Source organism: Mycobacterium sp. D16Q13, assembly GCF_002013375.1.
Taxonomy (GTDB): Bacteria; Actinomycetota; Actinomycetes; order Mycobacteriales; family Mycobacteriaceae; genus Mycobacterium.
Genome location: NZ_MAEW01000007.1, coordinates 16,216 through 41,597, shown reverse-complemented (window position 1 = coordinate 41,597; position 25,382 = coordinate 16,216). Strand labels below are relative to the sequence as shown.

The 25,382-nt window shown below is 65.2% G+C and carries 23 protein-coding genes and 1 tRNA gene; 15 read left to right on the top strand and 9 right to left on the bottom strand.

Translation table 11 applies throughout. The features are described 5' to 3' along the window. Positions 1 to 2 precede the first annotated feature (2 nt). The 9 genes from B4400_RS07160 to B4400_RS07120 all read left to right on the top strand — a co-directional run bounded on the left by B4400_RS07160 (position 3) and on the right by B4400_RS07120 (position 10,867). Positions 3 to 1,508, top strand: a complete 1,506-nt coding sequence (locus B4400_RS07160) for an MlaD family protein (protein WP_078309086.1) — start codon at positions 3 to 5, stop codon at positions 1,506 to 1,508. Beyond that, positions 1,505 to 2,581 (top strand): MCE family protein, encoded by a 1,077-nt coding sequence (locus B4400_RS07155; RefSeq protein WP_078309085.1) that lies wholly within the window; start codon positions 1,505 to 1,507, stop codon positions 2,579 to 2,581. The genes B4400_RS07160 and B4400_RS07155 overlap by 4 nt, the downstream gene beginning before the upstream one ends. Next, positions 2,571 to 3,626, top strand: coding sequence for an MCE family protein (locus B4400_RS07150; protein ID WP_078309390.1), 1,056 nt, complete (start codon positions 2,571 to 2,573; stop codon positions 3,624 to 3,626). Before B4400_RS07155 ends, B4400_RS07150 begins: the two co-directional genes overlap by 11 nt. Continuing rightward, positions 3,623 to 4,735 carry an MCE family protein gene (locus B4400_RS07145; protein ID WP_078309084.1) on the top strand — a complete coding sequence of 371 codons (1,113 nt, stop codon included), beginning with the start codon at positions 3,623 to 3,625 and terminating at the stop codon, positions 4,733 to 4,735. Before B4400_RS07150 ends, B4400_RS07145 begins: the two co-directional genes overlap by 4 nt. Continuing rightward, entirely contained in the window at positions 4,735 to 5,850 is a 1,116-nt protein-coding gene (locus B4400_RS07140) for an MCE family protein (RefSeq protein WP_078309083.1), read from the top strand. Before B4400_RS07145 ends, B4400_RS07140 begins: the two co-directional genes overlap by 1 nt. Continuing rightward, positions 5,847 to 7,046, top strand: coding sequence for an MlaD family protein (locus B4400_RS07135; protein ID WP_078309082.1), 1,200 nt, complete (start codon positions 5,847 to 5,849; stop codon positions 7,044 to 7,046). Before B4400_RS07140 ends, B4400_RS07135 begins: the two co-directional genes overlap by 4 nt. Before the next feature lie 3 nt (positions 7,047 to 7,049). Beyond that, positions 7,050 to 7,946, top strand: a complete 897-nt coding sequence (locus B4400_RS07130; protein WP_078309081.1) for a metal-dependent hydrolase — start codon at positions 7,050 to 7,052, stop codon at positions 7,944 to 7,946. Between the two features lie 94 nt (positions 7,947 to 8,040). Beyond that, positions 8,041 to 9,459: a glycine--tRNA ligase gene (locus B4400_RS07125; protein ID WP_078309388.1), complete on the top strand. Its 1,419-nt coding sequence runs from the start codon at positions 8,041 to 8,043 to the stop codon at positions 9,457 to 9,459. 13 nt (positions 9,460 to 9,472) lie between these two features. Next, positions 9,473 to 10,867 carry an aspartate aminotransferase family protein gene (locus B4400_RS07120; protein ID WP_078309080.1) on the top strand — a complete coding sequence of 465 codons (1,395 nt, stop codon included), beginning with the start codon at positions 9,473 to 9,475 and terminating at the stop codon, positions 10,865 to 10,867. Here the strand turns inward: B4400_RS07120 and B4400_RS07115 are convergent. From B4400_RS07115 to B4400_RS07105, 3 genes are all read right to left on the bottom strand, one after another. Beyond that, on the bottom strand, positions 10,864 to 11,886 hold the full coding sequence (locus B4400_RS07115) for a 1-aminocyclopropane-1-carboxylate deaminase (protein WP_078309079.1): 1,023 nt from the start codon (positions 11,884 to 11,886) through the stop codon (positions 10,864 to 10,866). The two genes, B4400_RS07120 and B4400_RS07115, sit on opposite strands and share 4 nt — an antisense overlap. A 48-nt stretch (positions 11,887 to 11,934) precedes the next feature. After that, on the bottom strand, positions 11,935 to 12,615 hold the full coding sequence (locus B4400_RS07110; protein ID WP_078309078.1) for a GntR family transcriptional regulator: 681 nt from the start codon (positions 12,613 to 12,615) through the stop codon (positions 11,935 to 11,937). Positions 12,616 to 12,685: 70 nt separating this feature from the next. Next, entirely contained in the window at positions 12,686 to 14,728 is a 2,043-nt protein-coding gene (locus B4400_RS07105; RefSeq protein ID WP_078309077.1) for a TPM domain-containing protein, read from the bottom strand. A gap of 60 nt (positions 14,729 to 14,788) precedes the next feature. On the opposite strand from B4400_RS07105, the gene B4400_RS07100 reads away from it, so the two are divergent. Next, positions 14,789 to 16,078 (top strand): deoxyguanosinetriphosphate triphosphohydrolase, encoded by a 1,290-nt coding sequence (locus B4400_RS07100; RefSeq protein WP_078309076.1) that lies wholly within the window; start codon positions 14,789 to 14,791, stop codon positions 16,076 to 16,078. Positions 16,079 to 16,103: 25 nt separating this feature from the next. Further along, a complete protein-coding gene (dnaG, locus tag B4400_RS07095) occupies positions 16,104 to 18,008 on the top strand; it encodes a DNA primase (protein ID WP_078309075.1) in 1,905 nt (634 codons plus the stop codon). 7 nt (positions 18,009 to 18,015) lie between these two features. Here dnaG and B4400_RS07090 read toward each other — a convergent pair whose 3' ends face one another. Then, a complete protein-coding gene (locus tag B4400_RS07090; protein ID WP_030095233.1) occupies positions 18,016 to 18,264 on the bottom strand; it encodes a hypothetical protein in 249 nt (82 codons plus the stop codon). A gap of 228 nt (positions 18,265 to 18,492) precedes the next feature. On the opposite strand from B4400_RS07090, the gene B4400_RS07085 reads away from it, so the two are divergent. Then, positions 18,493 to 18,565 (top strand) — tRNA-Asn (locus B4400_RS07085). A 1,046-nt stretch (positions 18,566 to 19,611) separates the two neighbouring features. On the opposite strand, the gene B4400_RS07080 is transcribed toward B4400_RS07085, so the two are convergent. The 4 genes from B4400_RS07080 to B4400_RS07065 all read right to left on the bottom strand — a co-directional run bounded on the left by B4400_RS07080 (position 19,612) and on the right by B4400_RS07065 (position 22,752). Beyond that, on the bottom strand, positions 19,612 to 20,112 hold the full coding sequence (locus B4400_RS07080; RefSeq protein WP_286151539.1) for an LppU/SCO3897 family protein: 501 nt from the start codon (positions 20,110 to 20,112) through the stop codon (positions 19,612 to 19,614). 38 nt (positions 20,113 to 20,150) lie between these two features. After that, a complete protein-coding gene (locus B4400_RS07075; RefSeq protein ID WP_286151541.1) occupies positions 20,151 to 20,663 on the bottom strand; it encodes a nuclear transport factor 2 family protein in 513 nt (170 codons plus the stop codon). Positions 20,664 to 20,665: 2 nt separating this feature from the next. Further along, a complete protein-coding gene (locus B4400_RS07070) occupies positions 20,666 to 22,078 on the bottom strand; it encodes a hypothetical protein (protein WP_078309073.1) in 1,413 nt (470 codons plus the stop codon). A 395-nt stretch (positions 22,079 to 22,473) separates the two neighbouring features. Continuing rightward, a complete protein-coding gene (locus B4400_RS07065; RefSeq protein ID WP_286151116.1) occupies positions 22,474 to 22,752 on the bottom strand; it encodes a hypothetical protein in 279 nt (92 codons plus the stop codon). Positions 22,753 to 23,076: 324 nt separating this feature from the next. On the opposite strand from B4400_RS07065, the gene B4400_RS07060 reads away from it, so the two are divergent. Together B4400_RS07060 and B4400_RS24310 are read left to right on the top strand one after the other, a co-directional pair. Next, complete coding sequence (locus B4400_RS07060; RefSeq protein ID WP_078309072.1) at positions 23,077 to 23,532, top strand: SRPBCC domain-containing protein; 456 nt, start codon at positions 23,077 to 23,079, stop codon at positions 23,530 to 23,532. A 60-nt stretch (positions 23,533 to 23,592) separates the two neighbouring features. Then, entirely contained in the window at positions 23,593 to 23,862 is a 270-nt protein-coding gene (locus B4400_RS24310; protein ID WP_139361297.1) for a hypothetical protein, read from the top strand. Here B4400_RS24310 and B4400_RS07055 read toward each other — a convergent pair. Next, the gene (locus B4400_RS07055; protein WP_078309071.1) at positions 23,852 to 24,568 is read right to left on the bottom strand and encodes a DUF5642 family protein; all 717 of its coding nucleotides are present in this window, start codon (positions 24,566 to 24,568) and stop codon (positions 23,852 to 23,854) included. The genes B4400_RS24310 and B4400_RS07055 overlap by 11 nt on opposite strands. A gap of 59 nt (positions 24,569 to 24,627) precedes the next feature. Between B4400_RS07055 and B4400_RS07050 the strand changes: the two genes are divergently transcribed. Continuing rightward, positions 24,628 to 25,359 carry a VIT1/CCC1 transporter family protein gene (locus B4400_RS07050; RefSeq protein ID WP_078309070.1) on the top strand — a complete coding sequence of 244 codons (732 nt, stop codon included), beginning with the start codon at positions 24,628 to 24,630 and terminating at the stop codon, positions 25,357 to 25,359. Positions 25,360 to 25,382 lie beyond the last annotated feature (23 nt).

The following is a 25,382-nucleotide window of genomic DNA, read 5'->3' as shown; positions in this document are numbered from 1 at the left end:
TGATGAATCAGCTTGGCACTCATTACGACCTGGACGGGGTTGTGTTCTCGCGACGCCAGCTGCTGGTGCGCGGGGGCGCCGCGCTGGCCGCCGTCGCGGTCATCACGTCCGCTCTGCTGATCAAGTCGGCGGGGGTGCTGGACCGGTACGTGAACGTGGTCGCCGAGCTCCACAACGTCGGTGACGGACTGCCGCCGCGCTCGGATGTGAAATATCGCGGCGTACTCGTCGGTGCCGTGGACAGCGTCATCCCGGGTGCCGGTGTGCAACTCAACCGGGTGCATCTGCGGCTTAAACCCCTGTACGCCAACTCGATTCCCGCGACCGTCACCGCCCGGGTGGTGCCCAGCAATGTCTTCGCGGTCTCGGCCCTGCAACTCGTCGACCACGGCTCCGGTGCACCCGTGCGCGACGGCGGGCGTATCGCCGAGGACACCCGGCTGCCGACCGTGCTGTTTCAGACCACGGTGAACAAGCTGCGCCAGATCCTCTCCGCGACGGGCCGCGGCCGCGAGGACAACACCGTCGGGATCCTGGCGGCCGTTGGTGCGGCCACCGATCACCGCCGTGCCGAACTGCTGACAGGTGCGGCGCAACTCGACCGCATCCTGGACCAGCTCAATGCCATCGTGGCGACGGACCAGGGGCCGTCCACGGTGTCGGCGCTGGTGGATGCGGCGCGTGGGCTCTCGCAGACCGCACCGGACTTGGTGGATGCCCTGCACCAAGCCGTGGGGCCCATGCGCACCCTCGCCGAGAAGCGGGATCAGTTGCGCACGTTCATCGGGGCCGGGGTGCACACCACCGGGACCACCGTGGAGTCGCTGCGCAACCACACCGATCAGCTCATCCAGATCACCACTGACCTGACGCCGGTGCTGGGCGTGCTGGCCAATAACGCCCAGCACTTCGTGCCAATCACCCGGCGCATCACCACGTTCTCGGACACCTTCTTCCAGGAGGTGTGGGACCCGGAGCTGGCCACCCCACGCGGGCGGGTCAATCTGTCGTTCACCCCGTCGTACACCTACACCCGCGCCGACTGCCCGCGCTATGGAGAACTCAAGGCGCCCAGCTGTTTTACCGCTCCGCAGATCGCGGTACGGCCCGACCTTCCCGAGGTCCTGCTGCCGCAGAATTACCACCCTCCGGCCACCCTGGCTCCGCCGCGCGGCACCGTGGTGGGTCCCCATGGCAATCTCGTCGCCGTCGGGCCGCCGCTGGTCAACCCCAACCCGGACCTGCGTGATCCCAATCCGCCGGTGCCGTCGTGGCTCAGTCCGGCTCCACCGGTACCCGGAAGCGCGGTCCCGGGCGAAACCGCTGTCGCCCCGGCGTCATTCGGGGGAAATGTGGGACCTGTCGGCAGTGCCCAGGAACGGAGCCAGTTGGGCCGAATGCTCGGCGAGCCCGCGACGGCGGCGGATCAGCTGATGCTCGGGCCCATCGCCCGCGGCACCGCCGTGACCCGAAACCAGGACGCAGACAACAAGGAAGGCACACGATGAGGCGCTCAGCGGCGGGGAGCGTGCGTGGGCCCGTGATTGGCCTCGTCATCTTCCTGGTGATCGCCACGGTGCTGACATGGCTGGTCTATGTCACATTGCGGCGCGACGTCAAGGGCACGACGGTCACCTACGGCGCAATGTTCACCGATGTCTTCGGGCTGCGCGAGGGTGACGACGTGCGGATCGCGGGGGTTCGTGTGGGCAGGGTGCAGGGCATTGAGCTCAACGGGACCCTCGCGAAGGTGCGCTTCGCGGTCCAGGACGGCCAGCGGCTCCCCGACAGCACTACCGCGGCGGTGACCTATCAGAACATCGTCGGCCAGCGCTATCTCGCACTGGCGCAGGGACACTCGGGGCACGGCGGCCTGCTGGCCCCGGGCGGGGTCATTCCCGTCGAGCGCACCGAGCCCTCCTTCGACATCGGCGTTCTGCTCAATGGGTATGAGCCCCTTTTCGCGGTGCTGGACCCCGCGCAGGTGAACAACCTCACCCAGGCCGTCATCGGCTCCCTGCAAGGGGACACCGCCGCGTTCGCGACGCTCGTGGATCAGACATCGACATTGACCAAGACATTCACGGGGCGCGACGACGCCCTGGATCACGTGATCGGCAGCCTGGACCGGGTGGTGGGCAGTCTGGCGGCGCAGAACCGGGACTTCGAGGAGGCGATCGCCGCGACCCGAGCGGTGGTCGGCCAGTTCGACGGCCGCAGACCCGAGCTGGTGTCTTCTGTGGGCAAGATGACCACGGTGGTCAGGAACCTGTCGCGGATTGCTCACGATGTGAACCCGCCGTTGCACGAATTGCTCACGCGCGAGCCCGGTTACACCCGGCACATGCTCGACATCGAGCCGCAGATCGCGTACACGGGACTGAACACACCACTGTTCCTCAAGGGCCTGGCGCGCATGTTTGGGGAGGGCTCCTACATGAACGCCTATGCCTGCGACGTGAACGCGTACGGATTCTTCCCCGGCCTCAACGATGTCGTCCCGATCATCGTCAACGCGGCCACTCCGGGCGGCAAGGCCAAGCACACCGCGCGATGCAGGAATGCCGGCGATGGCGGCTGACGTGATGCGGCCGCACGGGCTTTCCGCTCTTCGTAGGCCGCTGGACTCCTACAACAAGACCTGGCTCGGCGTTGTCGCCGTGGCGGTTATCGCGGTGCTCATCGGCGCACTGCTCGTGGTGAAGGAGCTGGGGATCGGATACCGGCAGTTCACCGCCGAATTCCTGCAGGCCGCCGCGTTGCGGCCGGGAAACATCGTCACCATCGCGGGAGTGCAGGTCGGGTCGGTGACCGGTGTCCGGCTGGCCGGTGACCGCGTCGAGGCCACCTTCCGGGTCCGTGACCACATCCCCGTGGGCGGTGAGACGCGAGCGGCGATCAAGATCACCACGCTGTTCGGTTCCCGGTATCTCGACCTGCGTCCCGCGGGCACCGGCACACCAGCGGGGCGGCTGATCAGCCTGCAGTACACCGAGGTTCCCTATGACCTGCAGGCAGCACTGGCCGATTCCACCCGCACCTTCGAACAGGTGGATGCCGACAGCATCGCCTCCTCGTTGAACGTCCTGGGCTCCCAGCTCGGCGGCCTGCCCAACGTGGTGCCACAGGCCATGGAGAACGTGCGGGCGCTGTCTTCGGTCATCGCGCAGCGGCGCGATCAGCTCGGCACGCTGCTGGCCAGTACCGAGCAGGTCACCGGCATGCTGCGCCGCCAGCAGTCCGATATCGGCACGTTCATCCGTCAGGGGCAGGAGCTCGTGGGGGAGTTCGTGGCGCGCTCGGCCGCCTTCCACGCGATGATGCGCTCACTGCAGAGCATCGTGGACTCCCTGCGCAGCATCGTGGTCGATGACCACCGGGTACTCGACGGTGTCATTCACACCATGGAGGAGCTCAGCGGCAAGCTCGCCGAGCAGGATGCCTTGCTGCGCAACCTGCTCCAAATCGCGCCCGTGACCGTCCGGGAGATCGCCAACGCCACCGGATTTGGCAATGCGGTCGAGGGCAACCCGCCCGGGGGCGCCCTCATTGACTCGTGGATGTGCGCGATCAGCGGGCGCGCCAAGCAATTCGGGATGATCGAGTATTTGAAGGACTGCCAGTGACCAAGATTCGCCAACTGCTCCTGGTCGGGTTGGGGCTGCTCGTCGTCGCCGCGACGACGGTGGGCGCGGCCTGGTCCGTCACGGGCGGCGGCAGGACCATCACCGTGACGGCTCAATTCGATAGTGCCGCAGGTCTTTATCCCGGAAATGTGGTCGCCGTGCTCGGTATGCCGGTGGGGCAGGTCGCTAAGATCACCGCGAGAGGCGGATACGCCGAGGTGGAGTTCACCGTCGACAGGCAGGTCAAAATCCCTGCCGATGTCCAGGCCGTCACCCTCTCGACCTCGATTCTGACCGACCGCCAGATCGAGCTGTCGCCGCCGTATCGCGGCGGGCCGGTGCTGCGTGACAATGACACCATCGGCCTGAATCGGACCACGACGCCCGTCGAATTCGACCGGGTGCTCGGCATGCTCGACAAGCTTTCCGGCTCCCTACATGGCGATGGCACCGGCGGCGGTCCCATCGCCGCGGTGCTCAATGCCGGTGACGGTGTCGCGTCCGGCAACGGCGATCGCATCAAGACGGCATTGGACGAGCTGTCCCGGGCATTGCGTCTCGGTGCCGATGGTGGGGCGCGTACCCGTGAACAGATGACCGCCATCGTCAAGAATGTCAGTGGCCTGCTGGACGCGGCGGCCCGCAACGATACGAGTCTGCGGCAGTTCGGTTCCACGGTGCGTCAGCTCAGCGACATCCTGGCCCGCGAGAGCTTCGGTTCGGGGAGCACCGGCCGGCAGTTCAATGAGGTGATCGAGCAGACCGGCAACATCCTGCAGTCCAACCGGGATGCCATTAGCCGTGGTATCGCCAACGGCAACAAGAGCATCCAGACGGTGTACGACCGCCAGCGCGAGCTCGCCGAGTTCTTCGACGTGCTGCCACTGATGGCCGACAACTTGTACAACGCCATCGACCAGCGCAACGGTGCGATCCGTGCACACTTCCTGGCCGACCGCATGGTCTTCGACGGGCAGATGGCCAAGGAAATGTGCAATCTGCTGGGTCTGCGCCAGCTTGGCTGCAGCACAGGGACATTGCAGGACTACGGTCCCGATTTCGGATTGACCTACATGCTCGACGGTCTCGCGGCGATGGGGCAGAGGTGATGAGGCGCAGGCTATCGGCGCTCACGGCGGTGGCGTTTCTGTGCGCGGGGTGTTCCACCAGCGGCCTGGCCGACCTGCCACTGCCTGCGCCCGGATTGGGCGCCGGGGGATACCGGCTGACCGCGGTCTTCGCGAATGCACTGAATCTCCCCGAGCGTGCCAAGGTGAAACTCGCCGGCGCCGATATCGGCGAGGTGGAATCCATGGCGGCACGTGATTTCAGCGCGGTGACCACCCTGCGCATCCGGCACGACGTCACGCTTCCGATCGGCAGCACAGCGCAATTACGCACTGCCACACCACTTGGCGATGTGTTCGTGGCCATCGCGCCACCGGAACAATCCGCCGGCGGCATGCTTGCGGACGGCGACACCATCCCGATCGACCGGACCGGGGCGGCCGCGACCGTGGAGTCGGTGCTCAGTTCGGCGGCGATTCTGGTGAACGGTGGCGCGGTGCATAACCTCACCAACGTCGTCAACGGCACCGGCAGGGCTGCCGGGCCGGACGGGCAGGCCTTCGGGCGCATGATCGGGAAGTCGAATGAGCTGCTGGGCAAGCTCAATGCGCGCTCGGGACAGCTGGATGCCGCGATGACGGAGACGGCGCAGCTGGCCGAGGCGCTCGACGGCAAGAGCGACACACTCGCCGAGGTGCTGCACGCGGCCGCACCGGCCACCGCGACCCTGCGGGACAATGCCGATCAGATCTCGAATCTGGTACTGCTGCTGGGCGATACCGCCAGCGAGCTGAGCAAGTTTCCGTCCGTCGCGGGTACCGATGCCAGCGGGCGCAGCGTTGTCGCCGATGCTAATGCCATCTCGCGATCCTGGAATGACGTGGTGCTGGACCCCGAGACCAGCCTGCTCGCGCTGAACCGGCTATACGCGCCGTTCATCAAAATCACTGCGGGCTCAGCCATATCCGGCAGCGCCGGTATCGACCGCCTGGTGCTGGGTGCTATCCCGGACGCCGGATTCGGGGGGGACCAGGGTTTTCACGGACCTAAGCGGTACGACTGGGCCAAGCTCGTGGGGACCTTCAAGTACACGCTGTGGCGGCTGCAGGAACGTGTGGTGGGTCAGGGACCCGCTGCGCAGGAGGCCCCCCGATGAGCCGCGCCTGGGTCAGCGGCCTGTCGCTGGTGCTCATGTTGACGGTCTCGGTGACCTATCTGCTTGTCGGGGTGCTGCACGTGCGGCCGCTGGCGTCGAGCTATCCGGTGACCATCCAACTCGCCGAATCCGGTGGGCTGCTGCCCAACCAGGACGTGACGCTGCATGGCGTGCGCATCGGCTCGGTCGATTCACTGAGCTTCACCGGCCAGGGTGTGAACGCGACGGTCAGTGTGGACGGTGGTGTCCGCGTTCCCGCCTCCAGCACGGTGCGGGTCTCCGGGCTGTCTCCGGCCGGTGAGCAGTACCTGGACTTCTCGTCGGGATCGGACGCGGGCCCGTTTCTGTCGGCGGGGGCCGTGATCACCCGGGACCGCACCGCCATCCCGGTCACCCCGGCGCAGCTGCTGGTCCATGCCGACGGTGTTCTCGCCCAAGTGGATCCGGCCAAGATCGAGCGCATCAAAAACGAACTGAGCCTGAGCGCGGAGGGGCCAGGCAAGCTCACGTCGATAGTCGACGGCGGGGTGTTCCTGCTCGCGACCCTCGATTCGGTACTGCCCGAGACGGTTCGCGCAATCCGGGACAGCAGGACGGTGCTGTCGGCGGCCGTGGATGTCAATGGCGGCATCGCGGCCACCGCACGAAACCTGCGTGGCACGCTCGCGGGCATCAACAGGATGGACGGCGGCTACCGGAAACTCATCGACCAAGCCCCTCGGGTGCTGGGGGCCACCGACAATCTGTTCACCGATAACTCCGACACCATGGTGCAGCTGCTGGCCAACCTGTCCACCAACGCCCGGCTGTCGTATGTGCGGGTGCCGGCGCTCAACGCCCTGTTTCCCGACTATCGGGGTTCGGCACTGGAGGCGTTCATCAGCACCATGCACGAGCACGGACTGTGGGTGACCGCCGACCTGTACCCGCGTTATGCCTGCGACTACGGCACCCCGCGGCGCCCACCGTCTTCCGCCGATTACCCGGAGCCGTTCCTGCACACCTATTGCCACGACGACGATCCGGCCGTCCTGGTGCGCGGCGCCAGGAACGCCCCGCGCCCGGCGGGGGATGACACGGCCGGGCCGCCGCCCGGTGCGGACCTAGGCGCCACCTCCGACCCGACACCGACGGGCCGGTACACCATCCCGACGCCCTACGGCGGTCCCGCGCTGCCCATCGAGCCACCGAGGTAAACCATGCCGGCCAACAGTGCGCACGACCGTCCACAGTCCGCTGCCACGCGGGCGGTGAACACCCGCCGGATCGCGTTCACCTTTAACGGGGCCTCACCCGCGCGGCGGCATTTCGTCGCGGGCGATATCGCGATGAGCCATCTAGTCGCCCTGTTGTCCGGCTTCTTTCCCTCGGGTGAGGAGTTCTTCATCCAGTCGGTGCGGCGCTATGACAGCCAGATCGTCGATCCGGTGCTCAGGAAGCAGGTGGCCGGATTCATCGGGCAGGAGATGACCCACGGTATCCAGCACCGGGAGCTCAATACGCAGCTGGTTGACCGCGGCTACTGGGCCACCGGGCTCATGGATCGGGTGGGCACGCGGCTGGTTAAGCGGATGAAGCAGAACAGAGACCGGCTGCCGGATAGGGTGGCTCGGTCGGCGCTCGCGGTGACGGCCGCGGTGGAACATCTCACGGCGATCCTCGGGGAGCAGGTGCTCAGCGTTCCGTGGATACAGCAGCAGCTGACCGATCCCGAGGTGCGGGCGATGCTCAACTGGCATGCCATCGAGGAGATGGAGCACAAGTCCGTCGCCTTCGATGTGTACCGCCACGTTGGGGGCACCGAGCGGATGCGGATCGGGGCGATGGCCGTCACGCTTGCTCTTTTCCTGAGCCGGACGCTGATCCTGCTGGCCTCGATACTCACCGATCCGTGGGCGTGGCGCCATCCCGCGGCGACCCTGCGCAGCATCATCACGCTGCCGCGCACGCCACTGTTCGCCGGACTCGGGGCCAAGATCCGGTGTTATCTGCGCTCGGGTTTCCATCCCGACGACATCGACCACGGGCCCCTGCTGGAGAAGTGGCGCGACGAGTACTTCGGTCCCGAGGGCATCCTGCTGGACCATCTGAAGTAGCTGCTAGAAGCCACCGAGGTAAACGGTGCTTTGCGCGGCCCTTAGGCTGTTCAGGTCAATTACTGCAGTCTTGCAAGAGGAGCCTGAGCAGATCGTGGCCGCCAAGCCGAACGCCGCCGGTAAGAAGATCGAGGCCGTCGTCAACCTCGCCAAGCGCCGGGGACTGGTGTACCCGTGCGGCGAGATCTACGGCGGTACCAAGTCGGCATGGGATTACGGCCCGCTCGGCGTGGAGCTCAAGGAGAACATCAAGAAGCAGTGGTGGCGCTCCATCGTCACCAGTCGCGACGACGTCGTGGGCCTGGACTCCTCGGTGATCCTGCCTCGCCAGGTCTGGGTTGCCTCCGGTCACGTCGAGGTCTTCAACGACCCGCTGGTCGAGTGCCTGAACTGTCATAAGCGCCACCGTCAGGACCACCTGCAAGAGGCGTACCTGGAAAAGAAGGGTGCGAAAGAAGGCCTCACGGACCCCGAGTCGGTTGCGATGACCGAGATCGTGTGCCCCGACTGCGGCAACAAGGGTCAGTGGACCGAGCCGCGCGACTTCAACATGATGCTCAAGACCTACCTGGGTCCCATCGAGACCGAAGAGGGTCTGCACTACCTGCGTCCCGAGACGGCGCAGGGCATCTTCGTCAACTTCAAGAACGTCCTCACCACCTCGCGCCAGAAGCCCCCGTTCGGCATCGGCCAGATCGGCAAGAGCTTCCGCAACGAGATCACCCCCGGCAACTTCATCTTCCGCACCCGCGAGTTCGAGCAGATGGAGATGGAGTTCTTCGTCGAGCCGTCGACGGCGCCGGAGTGGCACAAGTACTGGATCGACACCCGCCTGCAGTGGTACATCGATCTGGGTATCGACCCGGAGAACCTGCGGCTCTATGACCACCCCAAGGAAAAGCTGTCGCACTACTCCGACGGCACCGTCGACATCGAGTACAAGTTCGGTTTCAGCGGCAACCCGTGGGGCGAGCTGGAGGGTGTCGCCAACCGCACCGACTTCGACTTGTCCACGCACGCCAAGCATTCCGGTGAAGACCTGTCGTACTACGACCAGGCCGAAGACCGGCGCTACACGCCGTACGTGATCGAGCCCGCGGCCGGTCTCACCCGCTCGTTCATGGCCTTCCTCGTCGATGCCTACCAGGAGGACGAGGCCCCCAACGCCAAGGGCGGTGTGGACACCCGCACCGTGCTGCGTCTGGATCCGCGTCTGGCCCCGGTCAAGGTCGCGGTGTTGCCGCTGTCGCGCAACGCCGACCTGAGCCCGCGCGCCAAGGAGCTGGCCGCCGAACTGCGCCAGAGCTGGAATGTCGACTTCGATGACGCCGGTGCCATCGGTCGCAGGTATCGTCGACAGGACGAGATCGGCACCCCGTTCTGCGTCACAGTCGATTTCGACTCGCTCGAAGACGACTCCGTCACCGTTCGCGACCGCGACGAGATGACCCAGCAGCGTATTCCGATCGGCGGCGTGGCCGATCATCTCGCCAAATCTCTCAAGGGCTGCTAGCCGAGGAGCAGAAATGACTGACGTCCAGAATCACATCGGAATCGATCCCGCCAGCGCGCCCGTCGAGGCACCGGCGGCCGAGGCGCAGGTCCGCGCCGATGACCGTGGGCATGTGTTCCACTCATGGTCCGCCCAGGCGGCCATCGACCCGCTGCCGGTCGCTGGCGGTTCGGGTGCGACTTTCTGGGATTACACCGGCAAGGAGTACCTGGACTTCGCCTCGCAGCTGGTGAACCTCAATCTGGGACATCAGCATCCACGTTTGGTCGAAGCCATTCAGCGTCAGGCCGGCCGGCTGTCCACCATCGCGCCCGCCTTCGCCAACGATGTGCGCGGTGAGCTTGCCCGGCTGGTCGCCGAGCGTGCACCGGGAACCCTCAACAAGGTGTTCTTCACCAATGGCGGCACCGAGGCCGTGGAGCACGCCGTTCGCATGGCGCGCCACCACACCGGTCGCCGCAAGGTGCTTGCCGCATACCGCAGTTACCACGGTGGCACCACCACCTCGATGTCACTGACGGGTGAGCCGCGCCGCTGGGCCAATGACCCGGGTGACAACTCGGTGGTGCGCTTCTTCGGCCCGTACGCCTACCGCTCGGTCTTCCACGCCACCTCGCCCGAGGAAGAAACCCAAAGGGCGCTGGAGCATCTGGAGCAGGTCATCAACCTGGAGGGTCCGCCCACCATCGCCGCGATCATCCTGGAATCGGTGGTCGGCACCAACGGTGTGCTGGTTCCGCCGCCGGGCTACCTGGCCGGGGTGCGCGAGATCTGCGACCGGTATGGCCTGGTGTTCATCGCCGATGAGGTGATGGTCGGCTTCGGGCGGTTCGGGGAATGGTTCGCCATCAACGCCTTTGACGTCACGCCGGACCTCATCACCTTCGCCAAGGGCATCAACTCCGGTTACGTGCCGCTGGGCGGTGTGGTGATCTCCGATGCCATCGCCACCAGCTTCGATCATCGTCCATACCCGGGCGGGCTGACGTACTCCGGTCACCCGCTGGCCTGTGCGGTCGGCGTCGAGACCATCAAGGTGTTCGAGGACGAGAAGATCCTGGAGCGCGTGCGCGACCTCGGCGAGCGCGTGGTGCGTCCGGAGCTTGAGCGCTGGGTCCAGACTCACCCGAGCGTCGGCGAGATCCGTGGCCGTGGCCTGTTCTGGGCCGTGGAACTGGTGCGCGACAAGCAGACTCGTGAGCCGCTGGTGCCGTTCAATGCCAGTGGTGAGGCGGCAGCGCCGATGAACGCGTTCGCGGCGGCGTGCAAGAAGGATGGCCTGTGGCCGTTCACGCACTTCAACCGCACGCATGTGGCGCCTCCGCTGATCATCAGCGAAGAGGATCTGCGCCGCGGGCTGTCGATCATCGACGAGGCACTGAACGTCGCCGACGGGTATGCCAACTAGCCGGTGAAGACGCCGCTGTAGGCGTTCAAGGCCGGTTGCCCGCCCAGGTGGGCGTACAGGACGGTGGAGCCCGGCTCGATGGTCCCGTCGGTGACCAGGTCGATCAGGCCTGCCATCGATTTGCCCTCGTACACCGGGTCGGTGATCATCGCCTCCAGGCGCCCGCATAGCTCTATCGCCTCGATGGTGGAAGCGACAGGCACGCCGTACTTTTCGCCTGCCCACCCCTCGAGCACGGTGATCTCCTCGGTGCTCAGGTCGCGTTCGAGGCCGATCAGGCCCGCGGTGTGCCGGGCGATGCGGGTGACTTGGTCGACGGTCTTGGGCAGCGTGGCCGACGCGTCGATACCGAGTACCCGCCGGGGAGGGCCGCCGGCATCGGCGAGTGCGGCGAATCCCGCGATCATGCCCGCATGCGTTGACCCGGTCACGGTGCACACGACGATGGTGTCGAAGAACACGCCCAGCTGTTGTTCCTGTGCGGCCACCTCGTAGGCCCAGTTGGCGAAACCCAGGCCGCCGTACTTGTGTTCGGATGCTCCTGCCGGGATGGGATAGGGCTTGCCGCCGCCCTTTTCGACCGCGGTCAGGGCGTCCTCCCAGGACCCGCGGATACCGATATCGAATCCCGCTGGGTCCAGCTGAGTCTGGGCTCCCATGATGCGCGAGAGCAGGATGTTGCCTGCCTTGTCGTTGACCGGATCGTCCCAGTCCACCCAGCGCTCCTGCACCAGGTGACACCGCAGCCCGAGCACCGCCGCCACGGCGGCCACCTGCCGGGTGTGATTGGACTGGTAGCCGCCGATGGATACCAGGGTGTCAGCGCCGCTGGCCAAAATGTCCGGAACGATGTATTCGAGCTTGCGTGTCTTGTTGCCGCCGAAGGCAAGTCCGGAATTGCAGTCCTCGCGTTTGGCCCAGATCTGGGCGCCGCCGAGGTGTCGGCTCAGGCGTTCCAGCGGGTGGACGGGGCTGGGCCCAAAGGTCAGCGGGTAGCGGGGGAAATCGTGAATCGACAAGGCACTCTCCTGGCGGTGTTCGGGAATCGCGTTGTGGGGGAGCGGCGTTCAGCCAGCACCGCGTTCTTCGTGCTCAGCGCCTTCCGGTGCGGCGATGAGGGTGTGCCAATTGGCCCGCGCGGCGTGACCCGCACCCTCGCCGTCACCGGCCTCGCACTGGGCGATGATCTGCTCGTGCAGGGCCACGGAGTGGCGCCCGTCGCGGCTGGCGAACCGGATGCGCTCGAGGCGGCGCAGCACGGGGGTGACCTGCTCGAGCACCGCCGCGATGTACGGGTTGGCGCTGGCTTCGACGGCGATGGCGTGGAACTCGTCATCCGCGGCCAGCGCGGCATCGGGATCGTGCGCGTCCAGCGCGGCGGCGAAACGCGCGTTGGCGTGCCGCATCGCGGCGAGGTCACCGGCGGAGATGTTGGTGATCGCCTCCCGCACGGCGAGCTCATGCATCGCCGCGGCGACGGACTGAGCCGCGCGTGCCTCCCGAACGTCGACGGGGCTGACGATGGTGTGCCGGCCCGGTTGGGTCTGCACCAGACCGGCCTGCTCCAAACGGGCGAGGGCCTCGCGGATCGGGGTTCGGCTCACACCGAGCCAGCGACTCAGCTCGTCGTCCCGTAGCCGCTCGCCGGGGGCGAGGGTGCCGTCCACGATGGCCTTACGCAGGGCTTTGTAGGCATCGTCGCGGAGCAGCGACCGTGCGACGACACCCTCGGAGGGCGGTACTGGCATGCAATATATTGCACATTGACAAGGGTTGGCCGTCAAGTGCTGAGGGAAATTTTCGGGAAGAGGTGGCCTGCTAGAAGCGGCCGCCGCCGCCCCGGAAGCTCGAGCCCGAGGACCGGGATGACCCGCCGTAGGACGACGACCCGGAGCCGGACCAGGAGCTGTGGTGGCTTGATCCGCCGCTGAGCATGCCGCGCAGGATGCCGCCGATGACGGCACCCGCGACGTTGCCGGCCACATCACCCGCGACGGAGTATCCGGCGGAACCGCCGTAGTTGCCGTACCCGTTGCTGTAGTAGGACTGGGCCGCGCGCACTTCTTGGATCGCGCCGCCCTCGGCCCGTGTCGCCAGTTCGGCTGCCCGGTTGGCCCACAGAATGGCGTTCGAGGGATCCGACTGGCGGGCGGACTCGGCCGTGGCGATGCTGCGCTCGGCCTCCGCGAGGTATCCCCGTGCGGCGGCACCGACGGCTCCGCGGTGCAGTCCGATGTACTGGCCCACCGCATTCACCTTCTGGCGGGCGGTGCCGATCGCTTGATCGAGTGCACGGGCGCGGCGTTCGGCGGCGTCCTTCTCCTCCCGCACGGCGGCCAGGAGCTTGTCGAGCTCGGCATCGGCGGTGGCGAGGTGTGTGAAGGCGGTCAGCGGATCGGTGGACCCGACGCGCTCGGCGTCGGCCACGGCGGCGACGGCGGTGTTGTGGGCCTTCGTCAGCTCGTCGGCGCGCGGCACCGAACCCTGCCGCTGGAGTTCTTCGGCCTGGGCGATACCCGACTTGGTGTCCGCGATCGCCGCGGGCAGCGCGTCCGTGGCGCGCCGGATGTTGTTGGCGGCGTTGTCCACCGCGTCCAACAGGGCGGCGGCCTGGGTCAGTGCTGATTCGGCGCCGCGCACGGCGTCGACGAGATTCATCTGCTGGCCCTCCAGGGGGCGGGCGGCCAGTTCCCGGCCGTGGGTAATCCGGGAGTCGGCGAACGTGATGCGTTCGGTGGCTTCGGTGATGTTGTCGGCAATGGAGGCCAGCGCCGCGGCATCGAACTGGGTGCGCAGTTGTTCGAGGACACGCTGCGACTCGGGCACCCGGGCGGTCGTGGCGACCACCTGCTGGGTCAAGGTGTCTAACTTCGTGGGGGCGTTGATCACCAGGTTGCGTAACGCGTCAAAGGCATTGGACTGATCGTCGAGGGTGCGGTCGGCGCGTGCGGCCGCGGTGATGACATCGATCAGCAGGCGGCGCTGCTCCGTGGGTGTCTCGGGGACCGCGTCATCGAGCTGCTTGCGCACGGAGAATGCCTGAGCCAGGGCCTTTTTCGCGGAGTCGACGGCCTGCTGGAAGGGTGCGGTCTGGTCCGTGCCGAACTCCTCGACGGCCAGCGTCAGCTCGGCCTCGCTGGTACGGACGGCGTTGTCGACGTTCACCACAATCGATTTCGACAAGCCATCGAGCGCGTCGACCGATTGTGCGGCGAGAGCCTCGGCGTTGGTCGGATCGATCCCCTTGGCGGCCTCGATCTCCGCGCGGCGCCGGGATCGACTGCGGAACCAGGAGTACAGCATGAAGGCGCCGACCACGACGGCGCCGAAGGCCAGCGCGGCCAGGATGGGCTTCCACGGAATGGAGGATGACGATGCGGCGGCCGACTCCAGGCCGTTGGCGGTGTTGATGGCGGCGCCATCCCAGTCCGATGCGCGCAGCGCGGGTTCGATCGTGTTGGTGCGCAGGTCCTCGATCTCGGAGTCGCTGACGTTCTTGATCTCCGACGCGACGAGGAACGCGTAGCTGCGCTCTTGGGTTGCCACGGCCAGCAGGGCGTCGCGATCTCCCAATCCGCTTGTCTTGAGGGTCTTGTTCGCCCACGTCACCGGATCGGTGCCGTCGAAGTCCTTGACGTAGACCACCCAGAGCCGCACATGCTGCTTGTCGTAAAGCTGATCGATGGCGGCGCGCACCTTCGTGGGGTTCTTGAGCGCCCCGGCCCGATCGGTGACATAGCCGGGTATCCGGAAGGGCGGGTCGGCGCTCGCCACTGGTGCCGATAGCAGGGTCGGGGCAAACACCGTGAGCACCGCGAGCATGACTCCCAGCAGGCCCCCGAGGGCACGCAGCAGACGCATGGTCGCCAATCTAATGCCTCGCGAGGCGCCTGGACCCGTCCTGGCAGACTGGTGCCCACGATGCGTACTACGGATGCATACAAGGACGCCTACACCGATTCCGACCGTGAACGCGTCGTCACCGAGACACCGAAGACGGCGGCGATCGTCGAGATTCCATCGTCGGAGCACCGGACCGACTTCGCGCGTGACCGGGCGCGGGTTCTGCACAGCGCTGCGTTCCGGCGTCTGGCCGACAAGACACAGGTTGTGGGCCCGCGCGAGGGTGATACGCCGCGCACGCGGCTCACGCACTCGGTGGAGGTGGCGCAGATCGGCCGCGGTATCGCCACCGGGTTGGGTGCCGACCCGGACCTGGTGGACCTGGCCGGGCTGGCGCATGACATCGGCCATCCGCCGTACGGGCACAACGGTGAACGCGCGCTCGACGAGGTGGCGGTCGACTGCGGCGGGTTCGAAGGCAACGCCCAGAATCTGCGCATCCTTACCCTGCTGGAACCCAAAGTGGTTGATGCCGAGGGCAACAGCGCCGGGCTGAACCTGACGCGGGCGGCCTTGGATGCGGCGACGAAGTACCCATGGCTACGCCCGCCGGGCGGCGGAAAGTTCGGCGCCTACGTCGAGGACGCGAAGGCCCTGGACTGGGTGCGGGCGGGGGCGCCGCCGCGGCGGCGCTGCCTGGAAGCGCAGATCATGGACTGGTCCGATGACGTCGCCTATTCGGTGCATGACGTGGAGGACGGTGTGATCTCGGGGCGCATCGACCTGCGGGTGCTGGCCTCGCCGGGGGAGGCGCAGGTGCTCGCGGAGCTGGGGGTGAAGTCCTTCGGCGGGCTGGAGCAGGGCGCGCTGGAGGAGGCTGCCGCGCGCCTGGCCACGCTGCCGGTGGTCGCGGCCATCGGCCCGTATGACGGCACCTTGAGTGCGTCGGCGGACCTCAAACGGCTGACCAGCGAATTGGTGGGCCGGTTCGCCTCGGCCGCGATCGGCGCCACCCGTGAGGTGGCCGGGGATGGGGCACTGGTCCGATTCGAGGCCGAACTGACCGTGCCCGAGGTGGTGGCCGCCGAGGTGGCGGTGCTGAAAATGCTTGCGCTGCAATTCATCATGTCCGATCCGCGGCATATCGCGGGACAGGCCCGTCAGCGTGAACGGATCCACCGGGTGGCGCAGTGGCTGGCGGCGGGGGCTCCCGCGACGCTGGATCCGGTGTTTGTGCCCGCGTTCGAGGCCGCCGCGGACGACGCGGCGCGCACCCGGGTGGTGGTGGATCAGATCGCCTCGTACACCGAAAGCCGGCTCGAGCGGGTGGACCGCGATAGCCAGGGTGTGCAAGCCAGCTGGGCCTGACGGCGCGGTTGGCTAAGCTGACTCAGTGGCCGGCCGGATTCCTGATCGCGATGTCGCGGCGATCCGTGAGCGCACCCGGATCGAGGACATCGTCGGCGACTATGTTCAGCTCAAGCGCGCGGGTGCCGACTCGCTCAAGGGGCTGTGCCCCTTCCACGACGAGAAGTCGCCGTCCTTTCATGTGCGGCCCAATCATGGCCAGTTCCACTGCTTTGGCTGCGGTGAGGGCGGCGACGCCTACACCTTCATCCAGAAGATCGAGCACATCACGTTTGTGGAGGCCGTCGAGCGGCTGGCCGACCGCATCAACTACACCATCAACTACGAGGGTGGCGGCACGGCCGCGCAACGTGACCGCGGCACCCGGGCGCGTCTCGTCGCCGCCAACGCGGCCGCGCAGGAGTTCTACGCCTCCGCGTTGGATTCCCCCGAGGCGGCACCGGCGCGCCAGTATCTGACGGAGCGCAATTTCGATGGCGCCGCCGCCAAGCAATACGGTTGCGGATACGCGCCGTCTGGGTGGGACACCCTGACAAAGCATTTGTTGCGCAAGGGCTTCGAATTCAAAGAGCTCGAAGCCGCCGGGCTGTCCCGTGAGGGCCGCCGCGGCCCCATGGACCGGTTCCACCGGCGGCTGCTGTGGCCGATTCGTGCCAGCAGCGGTGAGACGATCGGCTTCGGGGCGCGCAAGATCTTCGAGGACGACACCATGCCGGGCAAGTACGTGAACACCCCGGAAACCATGCTGTACAAGAAGTCCTCGGTGCTGTTCGGTCTGGATCTGGCCAAGCGCGATATCGCCAAGGGACATCAGGCCGTGGTCGTCGAGGGCTATACCGACGTGATGGCGATGCATCTGGCCGGGGTGACCACGGCGGTGGCGTCCTGCGGTACCGCCTTCGGTGACGAGCACCTCTCGATGCTGCGGCGTCTGATGATGGATGACTCCTACTTCCGCGGTGAGCTCATCTACGTGTTCGACGGGGATGCCGCCGGGCAGGCGGCCGCGCTGAAAGCCTTTGAGGGAGAGCAGAACCTGGCCGGGCAGTCGTATGTCGCGGTGGCGCCGGACGGAATGGACCCGTGCGATCTGCGGCTCAAGTCAGGGGAGGGGGCGCTGCGGGATCTGGTCGCGCGCCGCACTCCGCTGTTCGCCTTCGCGATCCGGACGGCGCTGACGGATTCGGATCTGGAGATCGCCGAGGGGCGCGTGGACGCGCTGCGGCGGTGCGTGCCGATGGTCGCCAAGATCAAGGACCCGACGCTGCGCGACGAGTACGCCCGGCAGCTCGCCGGATGGGTCGGGTGGGACGACGTGGCCCAGGTGCTCGCGCGGGTGCGTGAGGAGGCCGGTAAGGCGGCGAAGGGCGGTTCGGTGTCCCCGGACCGTCGTCCCCGTGGTTCTGAACCTGCCCCGGCGCCCAAGGTCGCCATGCCCGACGCCAAGGACCCCACGTTGTGGCCGCAGCGTGAAGCGCTCAAGGCCGCGCTGCAGTTCCCGGCCTTCGCCGGACCGGTGTTCGACTCGCTGACCCCCGACAGCTTCACGCACCCCGGATACGTGGCAGTGCGCACCGCGATTGAGACGGCTGGTGGCACCGGGGCGGGGATTGTCGGTGCGGAGTGGATCGACAAGGTGCGCCAGAGCGCGTCATCGCAGAACCAGGTGATGCTGATCAACGCTCTGACCGCCGAGGCCATCCAAGTGGACAACGATGAGCGGCTGCCCCGGTACATCGGCTCGGTGCTGGCCAAGCTGCAAGAGGTGTGGGTCGGACGGCAGGTAGCCGAGGTCAAGTCCAAGCTGCAGCGGATGTCACCGGTGGACAACGCCGACGAGTATCACGCGCTGTTCGGCGATCTGGTGGCGCTGGAGGCGTACCGGCGCAGCCTGGTGGAGCAGGTCAGCGGGGACGATCCGTCGGTGTAGCGGCGCGCTACTTGTTGTCGAGCTGGGGCTCGGGCTCCAAGATCATGGTCGTCTCATCGATCGGTGTGAGTTCCACCATGTGCGGATCGGGAGACAGTGAGTTGGCCAGGCGACGACGGCTGATCTCGATCAGCTTCTTGGTCGCGGGGCTGCCGGTGACGGCCTGATACCCGTTGACGATCTGCTCGTATCGGCGACGACCAGCCTTCGCACCCAGCACGTAGCCAGCGGCCAGCACCAACAAAACCCGAATCACGAACCCTCCACCAACTAACGAAGTTCTCCCTATCCTGCCTGACGCACCTGTGAACGGCTGAGCCAGGACACTTCCTTGTGCCCGACTATGAGCGACAACACCCTGTGCACCCCGTCTTTGTCGCTCGTAGGCGGGCGATACGGCCTGGCGGCCGGTTTGGCTTTCACCCCTACCCGTACGCTAAAGTCATGCCTCGGTTCGCGGTACAAACCGACGCGATCCGGATAGTCCCCTGTAGCTCAATTGGCAGAGCTTCCGACTGTTAATCGGACGGTTCTTGGTTCGAGTCCAAGCGGGGGAGCACAGCAAGTTTTGCGCCTTGAACTCCGTCTCCTTCTGGAGGCGGAGTTTTGCATTCACCGGCCAGCAGCAGCGTGAGCCGCCGCCGCAGGATCCCAGGTTGGATCGATGCGGATGCCGCGAGCGCTGCGAGCAGCGCGATGAATCCGAACCAGGGCGCGGAGGGCTGTTCGCCGGGGAGTGCAAACCGCACGAGACCTGTTAATGCGGCGAACCCGGCGACAAGCACCCACACTGTGAGCGGGCTCAGTGCTCGGTGTTGGCGTATCTGTATGAACCGCACCGCAGACGACCGCACGTACGGATCAGTGGGCACCGCGCCGAAGTAGGAGGCGCGCAGCGCCTCGCCGTATGAGCTGGGCGGCACGCCCCACAGTGCCCACCGATACTCGGTGAGGCGTTCACTCTGGACACGGCTCATCAGCAGGCCAGCCGGGTAGGCGGCGAGCGCGAGCAGGGCGATGTGGAACGTGTAGGTGTAGCCATTGTCTTCCCAGGTCGCTACGTCTATGACTGCGAGGACGATGGCCATCGAGACGAACTGTTGCAGGGCATGGCCGACTGCCCGCCGTCGAGGCGAACCAACGAGTCCCTCTGCCTGCCATTGCCAGAATGATCTTGCTAGACCCGCATTCTGCATGTTCAAACCATATGACATGTTGCTGGCTGCTGTGGCAATGTCGTTTCCTTGGTCGCGACAGGCAGTCGCACGAGAAGCCGCGCCGGGAAGGAGAGCTATGAACAGCGCCCGCAACGAAATCCTCATAGACGGCCTTGACGGCTGGGTCGAGTTTTACCGCGTGCACTGGCTGGTCAAGCAGGCCAATCCAGATGCCGCCCTTGGAGATATCCAAATCGAGGCTCGGCGAACAAGGCACCTGGGACTACCACGCCTGACTTAACCTCACCGACGAGGGGGAGCGAGTCGCTGAATCCCTTCTGTCTAAGGCCTAGGGAGCAGACGACGTGGTGGCCAAGCTTCAACACGAGAGGGATTCGGAGAAGTCCACTCACCGTCGACACGAGCGCCGGCGTGCTAGTGCCTGACTATCGAACGGATTCGGTGCAGATGGTGAACCGGCGCACCGGGTGCGCGTAGCCGCTGCACATGTCGGCGTTTGAGACGCCGAGGATGAGCGTGGTGGCTCGGTATCGCCGGGGTGCCGTCGTGTCGTCGCACTTGACCGCTTTCGTTGCATCGTCGGCGATGCTTAGGCAGCCGGAGTTGGCCCAGTAAATGTCTAGGCAGGCGGTCCATTCCCCGGCGGCGGTATTGCGGTAGTAGCGCCGATCGACATCACCCACACAGTCCTTGGGCTCTACAACCCTTTGCACGATGCGATGCGTGGCTTCGGTGGAGTCACATTTCGCAAGCACCATGACTGCGTCGGTGCGCTTGCCGGTGATTCTCGCGCATGAGCCCACAGGTGCATCTTCTGCGCCGACCGCCGTGGTGGTTGCAGGGTCAGGGAACTGCCCGGGGATCTTTGCGAAGTTCGGTCCAGCTTCAGCCGGTTCGGGACTTTGACAGCCGGATAGCACGATCACGGACAGGACCGCCCCGATGGCCGCGGTATGCAGCTTGATCACTTTTCATCGGCCCTGAACGTCTCGACGCTCATCACTTTCCACTGCCCTTTGAGCCGGTACATGCTGTAACGCACCCGCGCCCCGGTGTAGTAGTAGACGTCCTCTGGTTTCGCGTTTTTCTGGTCTTCGAATTCGGTATAGACGAATGCGTCGTAAACTAAATCACCACGGGCCAATATGCCGAAATCGGCAATATGCATAGGCCCATGGTCTTCGATTCTTATGGCCATCGTACGGACGTACCCACCTACGAATTGCGGATTCAGCTGTTCTTCGGCTGCCCCAGTCGAAAGGGCCTCGATCCGTGAGAGGTCGCTCTTGTTCAGGGCGTCAATGTACTGCTCAATGACTGTCCGGACTTCGGCATCATATTTATCGGATGTGGCGCTGGGATGCTGCATACACAAAACGTAGGTCACCACCGAGGCAATCGCAATCGTCGCGACCCAGGCCAATGCGCCAGCTGCGAGTCGCGTACGCCCTCCAAGTTTATCCCAAACATGTGACATTTTCACGCATACCCTACTGGGGCCAAGCACTGCGTATCCTTCGCGCCCCACACTTCGCCCCAGTATCCTTCCACGAATGCCGTCGCCTCAAAGTTGGTCTTAAAGCGATTGGACTGGCCACCTATCGACGAATTGAGGTCCTTGTCGAACGGAATAACATCACGCTCGTCCTCGGCAGAACCTCCCCAAGTCAGGTCCGGTATGTGTCCATACGCCTTACCTTCAAACGCTTTCTCACCGTATTTATCATTCGCACGTTTCTTATCGGCGTCGCGCCTGCTACCCATGTTTTTGGTTGAACGTTTGGTGACTTTACCGCCCAGGCGTTGATTATCGTCGATTAGCTTGTTGCCGCCATCAAGGTAGTCCTTCATGCTCTTTTGCATCTCGGGAGATGGATTAGTAACTCCGCGCGGGTAGCAGATCGGGACCTGACCCTTGCAGTTTGCCGCTCCTGGATCGCAGGAATCCCTGAAGTTCTCCATCCAGGGATCGAAGAGCTCGTCACAAGCAAATTTTGCGCCAGGATTAGGGAAAAGCTTGCAGAACGGGTTCTGCGGCCGCTGCTCTGGAAGGCAATCACCACACTCAAGCGGCTGGACTGGCAAGCGGCCCGGGGAGCGTTGGCCATCCGGATCTTGCGATCCGCCGCCGCCCTTGGGAAGCAGGATCTTAGCTGTGTCCCCGACCTGTTGAGCGACGTCAGCGACCTTCCCGGCGGTTTGGGTGATCTGGTCCATCTGCTGCGACATTGCCTGGCAGCGCTGCTGGCGCTGCTGATCACCCTGCTGTTCCTGCTGTTGTTGCTCAGGCTGTTGCTGCTCGGACTGGTTCGGCTGCTGCTGACCCTGCTGAGGAGACTGCTGACCCTGCTGAGGTGAGCCCTGTTGTGGGGCCTGATAATCAGGATTCGGCTGACCTGGCCCCTGGGTGTAGCCAGGTGCCGTGGAGTAATTGGGAGGCTGGGTGCCGTGGGCGGGCTGATCGGAGCCCTGTTGCGGCTGTTGCCCCTGCTGGCCTGGAACCTGCTGTGGCGCTTGCGGATTACCCGAGTTGTAGATCGAGATGCCCGAGTTCTGATCCAGGGGCGGCTGGTTGATGCCGCCCTGATAATCGGGCGTCTGCGGCGGCAGTCCAGGCGGCTGGAACTGGCTGCCATCCATTCCGCCAGGACCGCCAGGGCCCCCGGTCGGGCCAGTGGGGTCGGCACCGACTGTGGCGATGGTCGAGAACCCACTACCAGGCGTTGTGTGATTGGCCGCCACCTGTGCGCCGGCGGCCCCCACGGCTAGGACCGCGACCGCAACCAGCGCGGTGCGCACGTGCTGGTGTGCGCGATGAACCACAGGCTTTGTCGCCTGTTGTTGCAGAATGCAGCGCCAGCTCGCTCGATGATGGTTGCTTTGACCTTGCATATCTCCACCCACAGGGAACAGAATAGATCACTTTGAACTGCGTTAGTACCTGGATTGGGAAACTTTTTCAATACTTTGCGGGTGGATGTGCCGCGACCTGCCAAAAGGTAACCACGGACATGCGCAGGAAGGCGCTGCTGCTCTCCGCGTACCCAACATCAGGTGCGGCATCACCCATGGCGCCGACCCGGCGGTTGGGTGATGGCCGACGGTTAGTTGCCGCCCTAGGCCGATGTTCTCCCGAGGACCACCGGACATACACCGTTGCCTTCGCGGTACTTCCGGGGGGCGATCATGCAGCCCTAACCCTCGATTGCGGCAACCGGTCGATCACTGTGGGCGTGGACGAACCGGGCTAGCTTCCCTACAGATTCGGGAAGTGCCGCCCCGATCATTTATCCGTGCTGCCCGCCCGACGGGTCCGTTGGCGGCCACACCGTATTGCGTATCGCCGGAAACCGTTGGTGCAGTTGCTTAATCAGCCGTTGTGCTTCGTAGATGTCCTTGCGCATGGCGGCCACGCGGAGTCGGTGGTGCCGGTGTGGGGAGCTGTGGCGCGGGGTATGTCGGATCAAGTGTTCGGCCTCGGCCATCGACTGCGCCACTTCGTCGACATGCTCGTAGAGCGCGATCAGCAGTGTCCGTGCTTGCGCCACGGACGAGTCCTCCGACACCACAACATGCTCTCATACTTATTTGCTCATCCCGCTTTCTTGAACTCTGGGAAAATTGTGTACGGTCGTTCTGAAAACAGTGAGCTGGTCGGAACCTCGTTACCGGAGGGGTCCTTCATGTGAACGTTCTCCATCATTAATACAGCTTTTAGCTGGTAGCTATCGCGTGGCGCTGCGATCGATGGCCCGGCATCTAGATAGCTACGTCGAATCCTTTCCGTTGCGTAGCGAAATAGTGGTACTGCTAGTACGGTAACTTGGCCATGGTTGCTAGCCGATGGCCACACGCAGGCGGTCTCGAGGCTGTCCGGGGAAGGGGAGTAGGTGGTACGCGCCATATGGGAGTTCGAACATCCGCGCACACAGGTGTGGGACGCCATCACCGATCCAGACCAATGGCCGGTGAGCGTGCGGGGATTCCGCCCAGAGCTTGGCGCGAAGTTCGTCATCGGATCGATGCCGGCGGTGGGGACGGGATACGCGGGCACACTGGAATGTCACGTTGTGGAATTGGCAGCGGGCGAATTCATCTCGGTTGATTCCTTCGCGCCCAAGGACTGTGGACCCGGTACCCATTGGCGGTTAACCGGCGAGCTGTATGAGCGCGACTGCGGTACGTCAGCGGTCACCAACATCTATGGGGTGGATACGCAGGATCCTGAGCAGCGGATCCTGCTGCACCTCGTCAGCCGCGTCATCTTCTGGATCTACGGGCAGGCGGGGGAGGATTTGGACGAAATGAAACGGCCAACGCGCAGCCTCCCCAACGCGGTTCGATAGGCGACCAGGGTCACGGTCAACGCTGCGTTCATCGCACGGGGCCAGAGCTATCCTGGAGGCATGAAGCGACCACGAAATGTGGCGCGAACTCTCTGCTCGGCACTCATTGTCGGAGCTCTGGCTTCAGCGCCATTGATTTTGCCCAGCCCCGCGGCGGGCACCGCCCAGGCGACTGTCTGCGCCTCCGCCGGAAACACCTCCAAATGTGAAGGTGTGCCCAGCTCGGCCTGGTACGGCTACGGCTATTACCCGCCCGGCGGGTACTGGGGAGCGCCCGGGTACCCGACCCTTGCTGCGGGGGCGGGCATCCCGGTACGACCTATCCCTTAACGGCGTTGACGGCCTTCACGAAGACGTCGGACAGCTCGTTGCGGTCGACATCACCCATGCCCGACACCGACACGGCGTGGTGGTCATCGAGCTGAGCGGAGTAGGCGATCTGCACCATCTCCTTCTCCATGCCGGGCGCGCTGATCTTGATATTCGTTGACGTACCCGTCGTCTTCACGCCATCGATGGCGGGCGCGTCGATCTTCTCGCCGGTGCCCTCGGCCATGCCGGCGATCGACAGGCTGAACTTGTCGCACGCTCCACCGGTGGTGTCCTCGGGGATCGCGCTGACCGTCTCCATGGCCGCGGCGATGATCATCGTCTTGGACATCGGGTCGCCATTGCCCTTGGCGCCGGTAACACCCTGCATGGACGTGCCGGTCACCTGAGGGAATGCGCCCAGCATCTTGTCGGCGCATTCCTGTGGGGTGAAGGTGGCCTTGTCGAAGATGCCCTTCATCTGATCGAGCATCTCTTGGGTCACCGTGGTCTTGGGCTGTACCTCGACGGTGTACCCGGCGGGGAACTGGTCCTTGATGGCATCGATCTTGGCGATGTCGAAGGTGCTTGCGGCCGCGGCAGAGGTGGTGGCGCTGCTGCTGGCCGAAGAGCTCGCGGACTCGTCCTTCTTGTCATTGCCCGAACACGCAAGCATCAGCCCGCCGGCCAACACCGCGGTGCCGAAAACAGTCAGTGAACGCTTCATATCGGTAATTCCCCTCTGAGCAGTGCGTTTTCAGCAACCTGGAAGTAGATTCATTTATCGTGGCACTCGACGGCTCTGCGGGATCTGCCGAACTACCGCATGAATTTGACCACACGCACCCGGACGTGTCCGGGGGATGGTTGCGTGCGGCCACGTTCGGCGCCATGGACGGCCTGGTTACCAATACGGCTTTGGTCGCTGGCGTGGGTGCCAGCGGACTGGACACTCAGGCGATCGTCCTGACCGGGGTCGCCAGCCTGGTGGCGGGTGCGTTCTCGATGGCGCTGGGCGAATTCACCTCGGTATCGACGTCCAATTCGCAGATCGAGCATGAGGTGGGCGTGGAGCGTCGCGCCATCCAGCTGCACCCCGATGCCGAGAAGCAGGAGCTCATCGCCATGCTCAGCGATATCGGGCTCTCGCCGCAGACCGCGACCGCGGCGGCCGACGAGATCCACCAGGACGAGAACACCGCGGTGACGATTCACCTCACCCGAGAGCTCGGCATCAATCCCAACGACACTCCATCGCCGTGGGTGGCCGCGATCTCCTCATTCGTGACGTTCTCGGTGGGCGCGGTGGTGCCGCTGATCCCATTCCTGCTGGGATTCGCGTCACTTCTGGCCGGTCTGGTCTGCGGAGGAGTGGGTCTGCTGATCGCCGGATGGGTCGCCGGGCGCTTCACGGCCCGAGCCCCGTGGCTGAGTGCCTTGCGGCAGTTGGCGTTTGGTGCCATCGCTATCGGCGCAACGTATCTGATAGGTCATCTGATCGGCGTCGCAGTGAATTAGCGGTGCGCCGGGCGAAGCTGAGA